17 protein-coding genes are annotated in these 16044 nt (G+C 38.2%); all 17 read right to left on the bottom strand.

From position 1 onward, the window contains the following. Positions 1 to 20: 20 nt before the first annotated feature. The 17 genes from hisC to OC533_RS13215 all read right to left on the bottom strand — a co-directional run bounded on the left by hisC (position 21) and on the right by OC533_RS13215 (position 15974). On the bottom strand, positions 21 to 1103 hold the full coding sequence (gene hisC / locus OC533_RS13295) for a histidinol-phosphate transaminase (protein ID WP_194323687.1): 1083 nt from the start codon (positions 1101 to 1103) through the stop codon (positions 21 to 23). Then, positions 1103 to 1477 (bottom strand): chorismate mutase, encoded by a 375-nt coding sequence (aroH, locus tag OC533_RS13290; RefSeq protein ID WP_003763119.1) that lies wholly within the window; start codon positions 1475 to 1477, stop codon positions 1103 to 1105. Before aroH ends, hisC begins: the two co-directional genes overlap by 1 nt. Next, positions 1474 to 2571, bottom strand: a complete 1098-nt coding sequence (aroB, locus tag OC533_RS13285) for a 3-dehydroquinate synthase (protein ID WP_194323685.1) — start codon at positions 2569 to 2571, stop codon at positions 1474 to 1476. The genes aroH and aroB overlap by 4 nt, the downstream gene beginning before the upstream one ends. A gap of 2 nt (positions 2572 to 2573) precedes the next feature. Then, complete coding sequence (aroC, locus tag OC533_RS13280; protein WP_003763121.1) at positions 2574 to 3740, bottom strand: chorismate synthase; 1167 nt, start codon at positions 3738 to 3740, stop codon at positions 2574 to 2576. Between the two features lie 203 nt (positions 3741 to 3943). After that, positions 3944 to 4387 carry a nucleoside-diphosphate kinase gene (gene ndk, locus OC533_RS13275; protein WP_003763122.1) on the bottom strand — a complete coding sequence of 148 codons (444 nt, stop codon included), beginning with the start codon at positions 4385 to 4387 and terminating at the stop codon, positions 3944 to 3946. A 19-nt stretch (positions 4388 to 4406) separates the two neighbouring features. Next, complete coding sequence (hepT, locus tag OC533_RS13270) at positions 4407 to 5372, bottom strand: heptaprenyl diphosphate synthase component II (RefSeq protein ID WP_010991723.1); 966 nt, start codon at positions 5370 to 5372, stop codon at positions 4407 to 4409. A gap of 10 nt (positions 5373 to 5382) precedes the next feature. After that, on the bottom strand, positions 5383 to 6096 hold the full coding sequence (gene menG / locus OC533_RS13265; protein ID WP_194323682.1) for a demethylmenaquinone methyltransferase: 714 nt from the start codon (positions 6094 to 6096) through the stop codon (positions 5383 to 5385). A 22-nt stretch (positions 6097 to 6118) separates the two neighbouring features. Then, positions 6119 to 6886: a heptaprenyl diphosphate synthase component 1 gene (locus OC533_RS13260; protein WP_003763127.1), complete on the bottom strand. Its 768-nt coding sequence runs from the start codon at positions 6884 to 6886 to the stop codon at positions 6119 to 6121. 58 nt (positions 6887 to 6944) lie between these two features. Continuing rightward, on the bottom strand, positions 6945 to 7514 hold the full coding sequence (gene folE / locus OC533_RS13255) for a GTP cyclohydrolase I FolE (RefSeq protein ID WP_003767576.1): 570 nt from the start codon (positions 7512 to 7514) through the stop codon (positions 6945 to 6947). 225 nt (positions 7515 to 7739) lie between these two features. Continuing rightward, positions 7740 to 8036: an HU family DNA-binding protein gene (locus OC533_RS13250; protein ID WP_003769455.1), complete on the bottom strand. Its 297-nt coding sequence runs from the start codon at positions 8034 to 8036 to the stop codon at positions 7740 to 7742. A gap of 392 nt (positions 8037 to 8428) precedes the next feature. Further along, positions 8429 to 9409 carry a tyrosine-protein phosphatase gene (locus tag OC533_RS13245; RefSeq protein WP_003769456.1) on the bottom strand — a complete coding sequence of 327 codons (981 nt, stop codon included), beginning with the start codon at positions 9407 to 9409 and terminating at the stop codon, positions 8429 to 8431. A 102-nt stretch (positions 9410 to 9511) separates the two neighbouring features. After that, positions 9512 to 10528, bottom strand: coding sequence for an NAD(P)H-dependent glycerol-3-phosphate dehydrogenase (locus OC533_RS13240; protein WP_003763132.1), 1017 nt, complete (start codon positions 10526 to 10528; stop codon positions 9512 to 9514). Positions 10529 to 10550: 22 nt separating this feature from the next. Beyond that, positions 10551 to 11861, bottom strand: coding sequence for a ribosome biogenesis GTPase Der (gene der, locus OC533_RS13235; protein WP_194323680.1), 1311 nt, complete (start codon positions 11859 to 11861; stop codon positions 10551 to 10553). A gap of 143 nt (positions 11862 to 12004) precedes the next feature. Then, the gene (gene rpsA / locus OC533_RS13230) at positions 12005 to 13150 is read right to left on the bottom strand and encodes a 30S ribosomal protein S1 (protein WP_003763135.1); all 1146 of its coding nucleotides are present in this window, start codon (positions 13148 to 13150) and stop codon (positions 12005 to 12007) included. A gap of 359 nt (positions 13151 to 13509) precedes the next feature. Further along, positions 13510 to 14184: a (d)CMP kinase gene (gene cmk / locus OC533_RS13225; RefSeq protein WP_070753703.1), complete on the bottom strand. Its 675-nt coding sequence runs from the start codon at positions 14182 to 14184 to the stop codon at positions 13510 to 13512. 15 nt (positions 14185 to 14199) lie between these two features. After that, on the bottom strand, positions 14200 to 15162 hold the full coding sequence (locus tag OC533_RS13220; RefSeq protein WP_003763137.1) for an asparaginase: 963 nt from the start codon (positions 15160 to 15162) through the stop codon (positions 14200 to 14202). 80 nt (positions 15163 to 15242) lie between these two features. Next, a complete protein-coding gene (locus tag OC533_RS13215) occupies positions 15243 to 15974 on the bottom strand; it encodes a LysM peptidoglycan-binding domain-containing protein (RefSeq protein ID WP_185482243.1) in 732 nt (243 codons plus the stop codon). Positions 15975 to 16044 lie beyond the last annotated feature (70 nt).

Here is a 16044-nt window from a genome sequence, read left to right as displayed (position 1 = left end):
TCAAAAACGCCTCCAAACACTTACAATAATTTTTCTAAAAGTGCAATTACCGCACTGTTATCTTCTTCTTTTCCGATTGTAATTCGAACAGCTGTTGGAAAACCAAGCGCTGCGCCAGAACGTGTAATATAGCCATTTTTTTCCAAATAGCTAAAAATAGTCCCAGCTTCAATCCCTAAATCTATTAAAACAAAGTTCCCATTCGCCGGATACAACTTAACTTTTTCAAAACGTTTAGCGAATGCTTCGTATTGTTTAATTCCATTTGCATTGGAAGTTCTGCATTCTTCAATAAAAGCTTGGTCCTTAATAGCTTCAATTGCTAATTTTTGCCCGATACTCGTTGTATTAAAAGGTGGACGAACAATGTTCAGTTGACGGATGATTTCTTTATCCGCAATACCATAACCAACTCGCGCACTTGCCAAACCATAAATCTTACTAAAAGTCCGAGTAATAATTAAATTTTTATAAGTACGTACTAGTTTTTCGTGTTTTTCAGGCTGAGGAGTAACATACTCAATATAGGCTTCATCGAGAACCACAAGGACATCGCTCGGTACTCTATCAAGAAAAGCTTGAATATCCGCTAATTCAATGTAATTTCCTGTTGGGTTATTCGGATTACAAATCCAAACAATCGTCGTTTTCTCATCAATAGCGTTTAACATACCTTCTAAATCATGTTCGCCGTCTTGAAGAAGAGGAATTTCTCTTACTTCCGCCCCTTCGATTAAAGCATTTTGACGATATTGTACAAACGTCGGAGTCGCCATAACAGTATTAGTTGTCGTATCAAGTAGAACCCGAGTTAACAGTTCGATTAATTCATCGACACCAGCTGTAAAAATCAACTCTTCTTCTTCCAATTGATAAAAATTGGCTACTTCTTTACGTAAACTAGAAGCCCAACCATCCGGATAAATTTCTGTTTCCACGCTTGAATTAGCTTGAATAGCTGCTACTTTTTTTGAAGTTCCAAGTGGGTTTTCATTCGATGAGAGTTTAGTAATTTTTGTTAAACCAAGCTCTGCCATTACTTCTTCTTCGCGTTTCCCAGGTTTATAAGAAGATAGTCCTGCAAGTGATTTTTTCCATTTCATTACGCATCCTCCTCTTTCACTAAATCTGGGCGCAATACTTTTGCCCCGTGTAAGTAGACATGATTAATTGCTGTAAGGGGCTTATGTAAATCTGTGAATACCATGAAACGAATACACATTGGGAGCGAATTCGGCACTGGAATTTCTTGCATTCCCATCACAGGAACATATTCAAAGCCGTGAGTTTCGCGCACTGCCTTCGCAGGAAATGCAGCAAAAATGTCTTCAGTCACCGTAATAATAACCGATGTAAGACTTTCACTATCCGTTATCCCATTTTGCGTCAGGATTTCCTCAAATAATTCTTTCGTTGCTGTATAAATTTCTTCTGGCGTATTACTTTCTATTGTCGTTGCCCCGCGAATTGCTCTCAAAATAAATCCCCTCCATTTCGCATCACGCTTTTGTAAGTGTCAAAAATCAATTCATCTTCTGCTTTAAAAATAACCGGTTTACCAATGTCTTCTAGTAAAACCATACTAATTTCATTAAAAGTTGTTTTTTTGTCATGACGCATATTTTCCAGTATGTTACTAAAAGGAACCGTCGCATCAAAAGTCGTATTGTAACCTAAACGTTCTAACCATGTAGTAAATGTTGCTAAATCGAAATCCAGTCCGTAAACCGTCTCACTCATCGTAAGCGCGTAAATCATACCATAAGTAATTGCCTCGCCGTGTAGCCATTTGCCAAAGTTACCGTAAGCTTCTAACGCATGCCCAAATGTATGACCAAAATTCAAATAAGCGCGCACACCTTGCTCCGTTTCATCTTGAGCAACAATATTCGCTTTAATCTCAATTCCACGCTGTAAAAACGGCGTCAAATCCTTCGTATAAAAGTCTTTTGGTTCCGTAAACGTGTCCATTAAGGCTGTTAGCAATGTATGATCACTAATAAGCGCATGTTTAATCATTTCTGCAAAACCAGAACGCATTTCTCTTTCTGGTAAAGTCGCAAAAAACTGCGTATCATAAATAACCGCTTCCGGCTGGTAAAAGTTGCCAATCATGTTTTTGCCAAGGGGATGATTAATTGCAACCTTGCCGCCGACCGCACTATCATGAGCAAGAACCGTTGTTGGTACTTGATAAAACGGAATTCCTCTCATATAAGTTGCAGCGACAAAACCACCTAAATCACCAATAACCCCTCCGCCAAAAGCGATTAAAACGGCTTTTCGATCAAGCCCAGTATCAATCATTTTTGTCATCACATCTTCATACACGCGAAATGTCTTTGCTTCTTCTCCGTTTGGTGCCACATAATAAGTGACTACAGGTAAATCAGCAAGTACTGCATCAAGTTTCGCTTTATGAAGATTTGCCACGTGTTCATCTGTTAAAACAAACACGTGGGAATATTTAGCTAAACTTTTTGTCCATTGTTCCTTAACATCTGTCAAGGCGAACTCATTTATATATACAGGATATGTTTTACTTTTAGCACGGACTGTAATTTCTGGCATGTTTAAAACTCCTTCGTTAAGTTTCGGTGTTCCTCCACATGTTTTTTTAGTGTATCAAAACGATCACCATCGAATTTTTCTAATACAGCAACTGCAACTTCCCAAGCGACTACAGCCTCAGCTACAACACTTGCAGCAGGTACTGCACAACTATCAGAACGTTCCACACTAGCATTAAATGTTTCTTTGGAATCAATATCCACACTTTGAAGTGGTTTGTATAACGTAGGGATTGGTTTCATTACCCCACGAACGACGATTGGCATACCATTTGTCATTCCGCCTTCAAATCCACCAAGATTATTTGTACGTCTAGTGTAACCATCTTCTTTACTCCATAAAATTTCATCCATTACTTCGCTACCAGGTTTTCTCGCAGCTTCAAAACCGACACCAAACTCAGCGCCTTTAAATGCATTGATACTTACGATTGCACGAGCGATTTTTGCATCTAATTTTTTGTCCCATTGCACGTAGCTTCCAAGTCCAGCTGGTACACCACCGACAACAACTTCCACAATTCCACCAATAGTGTCGCCATTTTTCTTGGCATCATCAATTTTTTGCATCATCTCTTCTGCAGCAACCTCGTCTAAACAACGAACTGGGGAAGCTTCGGATGTTTCTTGGATTTCCGAAACCGCGTAATCACGTTTCAAATTCGCACGAGTTCCGCCAATTTCAAGTACATGACCAGCAACTTCAATGCCTAGTTCATGCAATAGTTTTTTGGCAACGGCTCCTGCTGCAACGCGGACAGTTGTTTCACGCGCACTGGAGCGTTCTAATACGTTACGCATATCGTTGTGGCCATATTTCATGCCACCAACTAGATCCGCATGTCCCGGACGTGGACGAGATACGCGACGAGATTTTTCATTTTTTTCTGGAACTGGTTCAATGCTCATAACTGTTTCCCAATGTTTCCAGTCTTTATTTTCAACAAACATTGCTACAGGTGCGCCGAGTGTTTTACCATGGCGAATTCCTGCTGTGATTTGTACTTGGTCTTTTTCAATACGCATACGTGCACCGCGACCATGTCCACCTTGTCTTCTTTTTAGTTCTTTATTTACATCTTCTGCAAGTAGAGGCATTCCTGCTGGTAATCCTTCAATAATTGTCGTAAGCCCCGGTCCATGTGATTCTCCTGCCGTTAAGTATCTCATCTGCTCATCTCTCCTTTTTCTATTTCAGCTAGATTTTCTAGCGTTTATATTTTAGCGCTTTAAAGTATATGTGTAATATCTTAACATATGCCAAGCGAGAACACAATACTTTAGTCTCATTCTTTCATCATAACAAAAAACCGCGCCAAATGGTATTTTCTCTATGAAAAAAGAGCCTAGGTTTCCCTAAACTCTTACTTATTTTAAATCCAAGTATCTACTGCCTTTTCATAACTTAAAATTTCATGTGGTTCAAAAAATAACTGAATTTCCCGCTTGGCACTTTCAGGACTATCAGAACCATGAATGACATTTCTATTCGTATGTATTGCGTATTCCGCACGGATTGTTCCGGGATCGGCTTCAAGTGGATTCGTTTTTCCCATCATCCGGCGTGCTGTTTTAATCACATCATCGCCTTCTAAAACCATCGCAAATACAGGCCCAGAAGTGATAAATCCAATTAAATCCTCAAAAAAAGGTTTGCCGATATGTTCTGCGTAGTGCTGTTCTGCGAGGGTCCGATCAATCTGCATTAATTTACCAGCAACTAGCTTAATTCCTTTTTTCTCTATTTTTGCTACAATTTCCCCAATAAGTCCTCGTTCTACACCATCTGGCTTAACCATTACATAAGTTTGTTCCATTATAGAATCCTCCCTCACGTTAATAATTTCTTTTATCTAAAACACGGACAATTTGCTTCAGTGGCTTTAATTCAGGGACTTGTGGTAAAGAGTCAAGTGTTGCTACGGCTTTTTTTAGATAAGCTGTTGCGACATCTTCTGCTTTTTTTGCCCCTGATTTTTTTATTTCTTCCACTAAAACGGCAATTTCTTCTGCTTGCGTATCCTCAGTTACTTGGCTGATTCGTTTTTTAAGAAAAGGATCTTCCATTGCAAAAAATACTGGCAACGTCACATTTCCTTGACTCAAATCTTCTCCAGCCGGCTTACCAAGTTCTTTTTCAGTTCCAACGAAATCAAGTACATCATCCGTAATTTGAAACGCCATCCCCACGTAATATCCGAAACGATATAGTTTCTTGTAATCTGCTTCACTTTGACCAGAAACAACGCCACCAAGCCCACAACTAGCTGCTATTAATAATGCTGTTTTTCTTTTGATCCGTCGTAAATAATTACGCACACTTTGGTCAAAATTATATTTATCTTTAAGCTGTTCGATTTCACCGGTAGATAACTCAACTGTGACATGTGATAACATCTTGTGGGCAGCAACATCTTTAATTTCCGTCATATACTCTAACGACTTAGCAAACAGAAAGTCTCCAGTATACATCGCAATATGGTTCCCCCACTTGGATTTAATTGTCTCACGTCCGCGTCTTAAATCAGCATCATCTACCACATCATCATGAACAATCGATGCCATATGAATTAATTCAATCGCTACACCTGCATTTTTCACTGCTTCAAAATCCGCGTCAGGAGAAAGCCTTGCAGATAAACAGACGAACATCGGTCTGATTCGTTTTCCACCAGCTTCTAACAGATGAAGTGCCGCATCAGAAGTTGTTTCAGCAGCCGCGCCAGTAAGAGCTCTTTTTAGTTCTTTTTCAACTAAGTCAATGTCTTTTTGCATATTCGGGTATAAAAAGTTAAGTTTCATGCTTGCCACCTTATTGTTCCTTCTTTTTAAATCCAAAGTGGGTTGCACTTGCGCCGCCACTGTGTGAAATATATCTTACGTATGAAAATCCGGCTTCTTGAAACATTTCCGCAAGTCTTGCCATCCCTGGAAACTCGCGCGTTGATTCTTGTAACCAGCTATATTCTTTGTAACTTTTCGCAAAAAACTTTCCAAAAACAGGCATGACATATCGGAAATAAGCATTAAATACTTGTTTCCAACCTGGAATATTTGGTTGCGAGGTATCAATACATGCAAGTTGTCCGCCCGGTTTTAAGACACGATACATTTCACGAAGCACTTGCATATAATCAGGTACATTTCTAAGCCCAAAGCCAATTGTCACATAATCAAAACTATTATCTGGGAAAGGTAATTCCATCGCATTCCCGTGAATCAGCTCTACATTATGCAAATCTGCTTCTTTTACTTTTTCACGACCAACTTTTAGCATATTTTCACTAAAATCAAGTCCTGTCACATGACCTTCTGGACCAATTTCTTCCGCCATCATAATCGACCAATCTGCCGTTCCACAACAAATATCGAGAACATTTGTCCCTTTTTGAACACGCATTAGCTTCATCGTTTCTTTACGCCATTTCACATGTAGTTTAAAACTAATAACACTATTCATTCGGTCATAACTTGGGGAAATCTTCTCAAATACTTTATGTACTTTTTCTTCTTTAGTTTCCGTCATATCCCGAATCTCCTTCTATTTATCAGTCGTTAATAACTTCAATAATTCTTTTTTCAAGTATAGTAGAAAGCGGTTCAGACTCTTCTTTTAGTCGTTCCACTTCCATCTTCACGTCACGAATAATTGCTACTAACCAACTTTCAAAATTAGTGACAGCTTCTTTCGCAAAGTACCCATGGTCATAAGCACGCTTCAACCTAGACGCACCAATTTCTTGATAAGTCGCAAGTTCCATTTTAAGTCGTTTAAGTAAAAAGAACTGACAACCTAAAGCAATAAATGTTTCATCCTTCATAAAATACTTCGCAAACTTGGCAAAAATCGCCGCATTGGTCAAAGCAAGTTGTGTAAGATATTCTTCATCTGTCGCAACATGTAATTGGTAAATATTGGTTTTTGCTGTATTTGTTTCTTGAACACCACTTTGTAAGGCTCTGAGGAGTGGAATCATTTCTAATTCCGCAAGTGTCCGGTAATAGAGAGCACTATAAAAATCCCCAGCTAATACTGTTAACTCTTGTTCTTTCCGAGTTAGCTGTACAACATCACCTGGTTCATCAATTTTTTCATGCGTGTCATGAGCTAATATCATGTAAAGCGTTGCACTAACTACACGATACGCAGCAGCATCAGCCAAATCAGAGCCGGAAATCGCTTCATGAAGAAACAGCATTTGATCTTTGTCCATTTGCCCGCCTTCATTATTCTCTTGTAAATACTGATAGACTGCTTGCTCATGTACCAACTGCTCCACTTCCTTTAGCCCAGCCTCTCTCGCCTGATAAGTCATTTAACAATCCCCTTTGAATCTCCTTATTACGTAAAATAAATTATACCATAAAGGATATTTAATTATGCTTAATTAAAGCCAAAACTTCACTTCTAAGCTTATCGTCATTTTTAAAAGCGCCTCGTACTGCGCTTGTAATTGTTTTAGTTCCTGGTTTATTGACACCACGGATGGTCATGCACATATGCTCTGCTTCCATTATCACCATGACTCCCAGTGGTTTTAATTTATCCATCATAATTTCTGCAACAGTCGTAGTAATACGCTCTTGAAGTTGCGGACGACGACTCACATCATCCACTACACGAGCAAGTTTACTAAGCCCTGCAACTCGTCCATTTTGAGGCAAATAAGCCACATGTGCTACGCCAAAAAAAGGAACAAGATGATGTTCGCACATAGAGGAAAAACGAATATCTTTTACAAGCACTAGTTCTTCATGTTGTTCTTCAAAAATAGTATCGAAATGAACAGAAGGATCTTTCTTAAGTCCAGCAAAAACTTCTTCATACATACGAGCTACTCGCATTGGTGTATCAATTAGTCCTTCACGTTCTGGATTTTCTCCCACTGCTTCTAAAATAACTTTCACTGCGTCAGCAATCTTTTGTTTGTCTATTTGCTCCATCCTTAATTCCCCTATCTTTTTAGCATTATATACCTTGTATATCTTAACACAGCCGAACTTCAAGGTAAATTTAATTTGCTTAAATAAGAGATAATAATGATGTTTTACTATTTTGTTCTCTTTATTCCCTATTTCGTCTGGAAATAATCACCAAAAAAAAACTAGCCTAGCTTAATTATAAAATTAAGGCCAGACTAGAGTTAGTGCTTAAAAAGTCTATGTAACTTATTTAACAGCTTCTTTAAGCGCTTTACCAGGTTTGAACGCTGGTACTTTACTTGCAGGGATGTCGATTTCTTCTTTAGTACGAGGGTTACGGCCTTTACGGGCAGCACGTTCACGTACTTCAAAGTTACCAAATCCGATTAATTGAACTTTTTCACCTTTAGATAAAGAAGTTTGAATAGTTTCGAATACAGCTTCTACTGCTTTCGCTGCGTCTTTTTTAGAAAGATCAGCTAATTCAGCTACGCTATTTACTAAATCAGTTTTATTTGCCATTGTGTTTTTCACCTCCTTCACAGAATACTTCAAAATAAGCAGGCACTATGAGACACCTGTATTTCTCGTTTTTTTCCAAAAGTAAAATTAATTTTGGAATTTAAGGAGAATTGTGACTGAAATGGCTTAACTACAAGCCTTAACAGTAATTCTGATAAAAGATTATCACATAATCCCAGCAACTGCAAGGAATAATGCCAAACTGACACTGTTTCTTAACATTTTCAATCACATATGTTTTTCTCTTATGGCTTGAAAACGTGATAGTATCAACCTGTTAACCATAATACTAACTTGGAACCCTTAGAATAGCAAGCGATACCACCATAATTGGCTAAAATAGTTCTTTTTTCATAAAAATAGAAGCAAATTCAGAGCTATTACCTGACAACTCTAGGTTTCTGAGCCTAGTTTTATTCTAATAATTGTTGTTGGATGATGGCTTTTTCTTCCGCAGTAATTCCGATTCCTTTTTCCAAATAGCCATCTACTGAACCGAATTGTTTTTTCATTTCATCAAAGGCTATTTTCAAATATTCTGGACGAGCTTCTGCCATCGGACGAAAAGCTTCCAAGTCGATTTTTTCGTTTCCATTTGAAAAAAGTGACACAATCCCACCCATTTCTTGTAGAATGTTGTCCTGATAGCGGTTAGTGATTGCGTAATCGTCAAAAATCGTTTTTTCTGGTACATCTAGTAATGTTAATAAAAGTGCCGCTAAGACCCCTGTACGGTCTTTTCCAGCGGTGCAATGAAAAACAAATGGAAGACCCGCTTTAGCATCCGTTAATATCTCGCTAAAAATTTCTTTAAATCCGTCTACTGATTGCACAAATACACGGTAACTCTCCCCCATCAAAGGTTCATAGATCGCTTTGTCATTTGATACTGGGAGGGTCGTTTTTTCATTTTTTGCTGTACCGATTGGGATATGTTTATTAAGAACACCTTGGATTTCTGGAGTGGGTTGTGCCTGTACTTCAGAACTACTTCGCAAATCACAAATCCATTTAATATGTAACTTTTGGAGCAATGCGGCGTCTGCTTGATTTATGTTTACTAAATTGGAAGAACGATATAATTTACCCCATTTTACGTGATGCCCATGCTTCGTTTCGTAACCCCCCATATCTCGGAAGTTAAAAACACTTTCTAGCGGTAATATCCGTTCAGAAACAACTCTTTTGTCTCCGTTCGGTGCCTGTAAAAAGAAATAAACTGGAATGTCCTTTGTTTCAAAAGTATAATGTTTTGCTGCATTAGATACTTTAAAGACAGGTTCACTATTTGCCTCTAGTGACGGACTACTACTTACAAAAACCAACGTACCTTCGCTGACTTCTTCATTTTCCCATCTTAATGTTACGGCTTTATCTGTACGAGTAACTTCCATATTCTCCACCTACTTTTTCAAATTTGGCTCTTCTGCTTCATTTTAGCATAACTCATAAAAAAAGAGCCAACATAAGCGGAAAACTTATCTTGGCTCTCTCTATTAAAATGATTCTTTTTCGATTTTCTTTTTACGACCCATCAATAAATCAACGGCTTCTCGAGCATCTTTATTCTCGAATAAAATCGCGTAAATCGATTCGGTAATTGGCATATCAATATCTAGTTTTTTCGCCCAACCATGAACTGCTTTGGCTGTGCGCACACCTTCAACGACCATACCCATTTTTTCTAAAACTTCATCTAAATTCTCGCCTTTACCGAGCATGTTTCCAGCACGCCAATTACGTGAATGCACACTTGTACAAGTAACGATTAAGTCACCAATACCAGTTAGCCCGTAAAAGGTTTGTGGATTAGAGCCCACAGCAACTCCGAGACGAGTAATTTCAGCCATTCCGCGTGTCATTAGTGCCGCTTTAGCATTATCGCCGTATCCAAGGCCATCAGAGATTCCTGCGCCAAGTGCGATAATATTTTTAAGCGCCCCACCAATTTCAGCACCGATGACATCATCATTCGTATAAATACGTAAATTATTATTAATAAAACGATCTTGCACGATTTCTGCCGCTTTCAAATCTTTACAGCTAGCACAAAGCGTTGTTGGATGACGAAGAGCTACTTCTTCCGCGTGACTAGGCCCTGAAAGAACAACAAGAGCTTTACGTTTTGTAGCATCTACTTCTTCTTCAATTACTTCTGACATTCTAAGATTTGTTTCTGGTTCAATCCCTTTACTAACATGCACTAAAATAGTTGGTTCTTTCAGCGCTTCATTTAGCTGCTTACAAACCACACGCATTGCATTTGTTGGAATAGCAATCACGACAATTTCAGCACCATCTATAGCTTCATCAAGTGATAATGTCGCTTTTACCTCAGTTGGTAAAATAATATCTGGCAAATAGTGACTATTCGTGTGCGATTCGTTAATTTCATTCACAATTTTATCTAAGTTTCCCCAAATAACTGGTTTATGATTATTATCAGCTAGGACAAGTGCGAGTCCTGTTCCCCAACTTCCAGCGCCAAGAATAGCTACTTTTTTCTGTGTCATTATATTTTTCCTCCCGAAAACTTTACTTACGCTTACGAGCAATTACTCGAATTGGCGTACCATCAAACGGAAATGCTTCTCTAATCCGGTTTTCTAAGAAACGTTCATAAGAGAAATGCATTAGTTCTGGATCATTAACAAATACAACAAATGTTGGCGGTTTAACTGCCACTTGTGTTGTATAGAAGATTTTAAGTCGTTTACCTTTATCCATTGGTGATGGATTCATTGCAACTGCATCACTAATAACATCATTTAGCATACTAGATTGTACGCGTAATGAATGATTATCGCTTACTTGGTTAATTAGCGGGAATAAGTTGTTTAAGCGTTGTTTTGTTTTAGCAGATACGAAAACAATTGGTGCATAGCTTAAGAATTGGAACTGCTCCCGAATATCTTCTGTCCATACATTAATTGTTTTTTCATCTTTGTTAATTGCATCCCATTTGTTCACTACAATAATGATAGCGCGTCCGGCATCATGCGCATATCCAGCAATTCGCTTATCTTGCTCACGAATACCTTCTTCTGCGTTGATAACCACAAGAACAACATCGGAGCGTTCAATTGCTCTCATTGCACGTAAAACACTATATTTCTCTGTGCTTTCATACACTTTCCCACGTTTTCTCATTCCGGCTGTATCAATCATGACATAATCCTGACCATCAAATGTATAAGTAGTATCAATTGCATCACGAGTAGTTCCCGCAATGTCAGAAACAATGACGCGGTCTTCGCCAAGAAGTGCGTTTAGAATAGATGATTTACCAACATTTGGCCGACCAATCAAACTAAATTTCACTGTTTCATCTGGGTATTCTTCCTCGTCTTCTTTTGGAAAATGAGCACGAACAGCATCAAGCATATCACCAAGCCCTAGTCCATGAGAACCAGAAATTGGATACGGCTCACCAAACCCAAGAGAATAAAAGTCATAAATCTGATCACGCATTTCTGGGTTATCTACTTTATTAATCGCTAAAACAATTGGTTTATTAGACCGGTAAAGAATTTTTGCTACTTGTTCGTCTGCATCGGTAACCCCTTCACGACCATTGGTAATAAAAATAATTACGTCTGCTTCATCAATTGCGATTTCCGCTTGTGCGCGAATTTGCTCTAAGAATGGTTCGTCGGAAAGATCAATACCACCTGTATCAATAATGTTAAATTCTTTTCCAAGCCATTCCGCTGAATTATATATGCGGTCACGTGTCACACCGGGAACATCTTCCACTATGGAAACACGTTCACCAACGATTCTGTTAAAAATAGTCGATTTGCCAACGTTTGGACGTCCGACAATCGCTACAACTGGTTTTGCCATTATTTCACCTTCTTTTTTCTCGAATCCTATTTATCAAACTTTCTTTAGTTTATCAGTAAAACAGCTTACTGGCAATGAAAAGTTCGATGTGAAAAATAAAAAGAGCCTATGGGAACAGTCTCCCTAGGCTCTTTTACGAACAATTATTTATCGTCGTTTTGAAGTCCTTTTAATTTATCACCAATTAAATCGCTCATTTGGAATCCAGTACTTTCTTCTGGAAGTTCATAATCAGCTTCTTCAACTGGAGCATCTTGCAAGTCTTTAATACTTAAAGATAAACGTTTGTCATCTTCATTAACTTCTAGTACTTTTACTTCTACTGTTTGACCTTCTGAAAGGACTTCTTGTGGTGTTCCAATATGTTCGTGGGAGATTTGAGAAATATGAACCAAACCTTCTACGCCAGGGAAAATTTCCACAAAAGCTCCAAAAGTTACTAAACGAACTACTTTTCCTTCTAAAACAGAACCAACTGGCGCTTTTTCAGAAATACCATCCCAAGGTCCTGGTAAAGTTGCTTTAATAGAAAGTGAAATGCGTTCATTTTCAGGATCAATCCCGATAACTTTTACCTTAACTTTTTGACCTTCTTCTAACGCTTCTTGCGGTGTAGCTATATGTTTATAAGAAATTTGTGAAATATGAACAAGTCCGTCTACCCCACCAATATCAACAAATGCGCCAAAGTTAGCTAAACGTTGAACAGTACCTTCAATCACGTCGCCTTCTTTGATTTCATTTAATAGTGCTTGTTTTTGGTTAGCTTTTTCATTTTCCACAACTGCACGGTGACTTAAAATTACTCGGTTGTTTTCTGGTTCAAATTCTACTACTTTGAAAGTAAGGGTTGTACCTTTATAATCTGCAAAATCTTCCACAAAATGATCTTCTACTAAAGAAGCGGGAACAAAAGCACGTACTCCAAGGTCAACTACTAATCCGCCTTTAACAACATCACTGACAACTGCTTCGAACACTTCACCAGACTCAAATTTAGCTTTAATATCATCAGACGCTTTTTCTGCATCCACTTTTCTTTTAGATAAAACAAGTACATCGTCTTCTACTTTAGTGACAATCAAATCAAGTGTGTCGCCTACGCTTACAACGTCAGAAGCTGTCTCCACATGTATATTGGAAAGTTCACTTATTGGAACGACACCATCAAGTTTGCTATCGGGAATACCAACATAAACTTGTTTATCTTCCACGCTTGTAACTGTGCCAGTGACTTTGTCTCCTTCTTCAAAATTTCTAACTTCCACATCAAATAAATCTTCAGACATGTGTAGCCCTCCATTCGTTAGTCGAATTTTAGGAATTTCTAATTCAGAAGCAACTTTTCACGTTTGCCTCATCCGCTTGACTAGTTTTCCTCAATAGGCAATTTCTAATTAAATAAAGAAAAATAACAAATACACCCTCAGTAAAACTTATCTTCCAGCTAGAAAATCCTTTCAAGATACTTTTCACAAAGTAAAAAATCTCTCTTATAACATCCTACAAATCCAAACATTTGTCAAGCTCTTTTAAGGGGGTTAAATTGCCTATAGACCGTGAAATCGCTCACCTTGTTTAGACTTTCACGGTTAAATTAAAATAGTGCTACATTTCCATTTAGTTCTGAAAATGTAGCACTTTTTCATTAATTTTGGATTTTTTGTTCAGCAAGTGAAAGAATTTTATTTGCGACTTCATCAATTGACATCGATGTTGTATCTACTTCAATAGCATCGTCTGCTTTTTTTAAAGGAGAATGCTCACGAGTATAATCTAAGTGATCTCGTTCTTCAATTTCTTTCTTTAATTGATTTAAATCGCCAGCAAAACCTTTTGCCATATTTTCTTTATAGCGTCGTTCTGCTCGTTCTTCTACGCTGGCTAGCAAGAAAATTTTAAGTTCTGCGTTTGGAAGTACAGCAGTTCCAATATCACGACCATCCATGACAATTCCGCCTTCTGTTGCAAAAACTTGCTGACGTTCTTGAAGTGCTTCTCGAATAGCTGGATGTGCGGCAACGATAGAAACATGATTAGTTACTTCTAGTGAACGAATTACATCTGTTACATTCTCTTCATTTACAAATACTTGTTGTACTTCACCAGGTTCGAAACGAATCACCGTTTTTTTAAGTAAAGCATCAATTGCCATTTCGTCTTCGTACGCCACTTTATTTTTTAGCGCAATATATGTAACCGCTCGATACATAGCTCCCGTATCAATATAAACAAAACGCAATTTTTTCGCAACAATTTTTGCTACTGTACTTTTACCCGCTGCAGCTGGCCCATCAATTGCGATACATATTTTCTTCGTCATAGAATAAAACTCCTTTTATCTGAAATTGGTTTGATTGATCTCTTCTTGGGACGCTAAAAGCACCATTAATTTCATCCGCGCTTTTTTGCTATCATAATCTTTTCCTAAAATAACACCTCGATTGTATAAATCAAACGTGCTACCTTCGTAGTCATATGTAGTATAAACATTTCCTTCTTCCGCGCTCGTCGTAATAACAACAGGAATGTTCGCATCTAAAGCCCGAATAATTGCTGGCATCATTTTCGGAGCAACTTGTCCCCGTCCTACACCTTCAAGTACGATTCCTGAAACGCCACTATCAATTGCTGCATCAATGAATAGACCATCTGCACCAAGGTAGCATTTAATAACTACTACTTCCGGTAAATCAAGGCGAATATCAAAACACTCGTGTTCAAGTGGCTTTTGATAAAGAAAAACTTGATCGTTATCAATAATTCCCAGATAACCAAATCCAAATGCACTAAAACCTTGAATATTCGATGCATGCACTTTTTTGACATAGCGTGCGGCAAAAATACGTTCATTAAAAACTACTACTGTACCAGCTTGTCGTAGATTCACTTCGCAGGCTGTATAAATAGCATGGCGAATGTTCACGTAAGCATCTGTCCCTGGTTCTTCTGGCGCTCGTTGCGAACCGGTAACAACAATTGGTCTTGCATCAGTTACAGCAAGGTCAAGGAAATAAGCTGTTTCTTCCAGTGAATCAGTACCATGCGTTACAACTATACCATCATATGTTTCATCCATAAAAATAGATTCTATTAATTGTTTTAAACTAATAAGATCTGCGAGTGCAATGTGCATAGAAGGAAGTTGAAAAGTTGAATAAATATCAATTTGGATTTCTGTTGGTAATTGGCATAATGCAGCTAATTCTTCTCCAGATAATTCTCCTGATGCAAGTTTTCCTGATGCTGTTTTTTTACTTGCAATCGTACCGCCTGTTGTAATTAGTGCTACTTTTGCCATAATCATATCCCCCTACATTTTTCCATTTAAACAAACAAATGAGTCTCGGAAGCGTTTCCCAGACCCATTCAGTGTTGTTATTACTGTGGAATTGTTAAAACTGTACCAACTGGAACATTGTTACTACCAAGCCCATTTGCTTGTTTGATTTTCTCAACACCAGCAGCAGCCCCAGCTTGTCCATAAGTAGAACGCGCTATGCTGTAAAGAGTATCTCCTGCTTTAACTGTATGAGAACCTCCAGCTTTCTTTTGTGTTGATTCAGTTGCTTTTTTCTGAGCGGCTTCTGCTGCTGCTTTTTCTTTAGCAGCTTTGTCTGCAGCGGCCTTCTCTGCGGCAGCTTTTTCTTCTGCGGCTTCTTGTTCTTTCTTAGCGGCTGCGGCTTTAGCAGCTTCATCTTCTTGAGATTTTTTATCTGCAGCAGCTTTCTCTTCTGCTGCTTTCTTTTCTTCTGCAGCTTTTTCAGCAGCGGCTTTTTCTTCTGCGGCTTTTTTAGCTTTTTCTTTTTCTGCTTTGGTTTGTGTGTTGTCAGAAACATTAACTGTCGATTCAGTCTCTGTTTTCACTTCATTAGTTGATCCCATATTTTGTACTGTTACAAATACAATTACTATAACGATTGGAATTAATAAGAAAAACACAATCAATAAATTAAGCAATGGGTATCTAAAAATAGTTTTCTTTTTTCCTTTTCTGCTATCAGAACGGGACAGCATCGGCGGTTCATTGTTAAATTCGTCTTGTCCTTCAGAATTCATATCATAATCAGCCGGTTCTTCATATTCCCGTTTACTTTTTCTTGTTTTTGCCACTCAAAGTTCCTCCTTTAGTGCTTTCTAATATTATCCTATGCACTATTATTGGCACAGAGAAGTGTTACAT

The organism is Listeria sp. Marseille-Q6474 (genome assembly GCF_946902005.1).
GTDB lineage: Bacteria > Bacillota > Bacilli > Lactobacillales > Listeriaceae > Listeria > Listeria innocua.
The sequence above is the reverse complement of the archived record's forward strand: the minus strand, read 5'-3'. Positions and strand labels throughout refer to the sequence as shown.

Bases quoted from the DNA above. Each gene is read 5' to 3' on its own strand.
- OC533_RS13220 (WP_003763137.1), bottom strand. From the start codon at position 15,162: ATGGCAAAAGTAGCACTAATTACAACAGGCGGTACGATTGCAAGTAAA.
- menG (WP_194323682.1), bottom strand. From the start codon at position 6,096: ATGACGGAAACTAAAGAAGAAAAAGTACATAAAGTATTTGAGAAGATT.
- OC533_RS13260 (WP_003763127.1), bottom strand. From the start codon at position 6,886: ATGACTTATCAGGCGAGAGAGGCTGGGCTAAAGGAAGTGGAGCAGTTG.
- hepT (WP_010991723.1), bottom strand. From the start codon at position 5,372: ATGAAACTTAACTTTTTATACCCGAATATGCAAAAAGACATTGACTTA.
- OC533_RS13240 (WP_003763132.1), bottom strand. From the start codon at position 10,528: ATGACACAGAAAAAAGTAGCTATTCTTGGCGCTGGAAGTTGGGGAACA.
- folE (WP_003767576.1), bottom strand. From the start codon at position 7,514: ATGGAGCAAATAGACAAACAAAAGATTGCTGACGCAGTGAAAGTTATT.
- rpsA (WP_003763135.1), bottom strand. From the start codon at position 13,150: ATGTCTGAAGATTTATTTGATGTGGAAGTTAGAAATTTTGAAGAAGGA.
- der (WP_194323680.1), bottom strand. From the start codon at position 11,861: ATGGCAAAACCAGTTGTAGCGATTGTCGGACGTCCAAACGTTGGCAAA.
- cmk (WP_070753703.1), bottom strand. From the start codon at position 14,184: ATGACGAAGAAAATATGTATCGCAATTGATGGGCCAGCTGCAGCGGGT.
- OC533_RS13245 (WP_003769456.1), bottom strand. From the start codon at position 9,409: ATGGAAGTTACTCGTACAGATAAAGCCGTAACATTAAGATGGGAAAAT.
- aroB (WP_194323685.1), bottom strand. From the start codon at position 2,571: ATGCCAGAAATTACAGTCCGTGCTAAAAGTAAAACATATCCTGTATAT.
- hisC (WP_194323687.1), bottom strand. From the start codon at position 1,103: ATGAAATGGAAAAAATCACTTGCAGGACTATCTTCTTATAAACCTGGG.
- aroC (WP_003763121.1), bottom strand. From the start codon at position 3,740: ATGAGATACTTAACGGCAGGAGAATCACATGGACCGGGGCTTACGACA.
- ndk (WP_003763122.1), bottom strand. From the start codon at position 4,387: ATGGAACAAACTTATGTAATGGTTAAGCCAGATGGTGTAGAACGAGGA.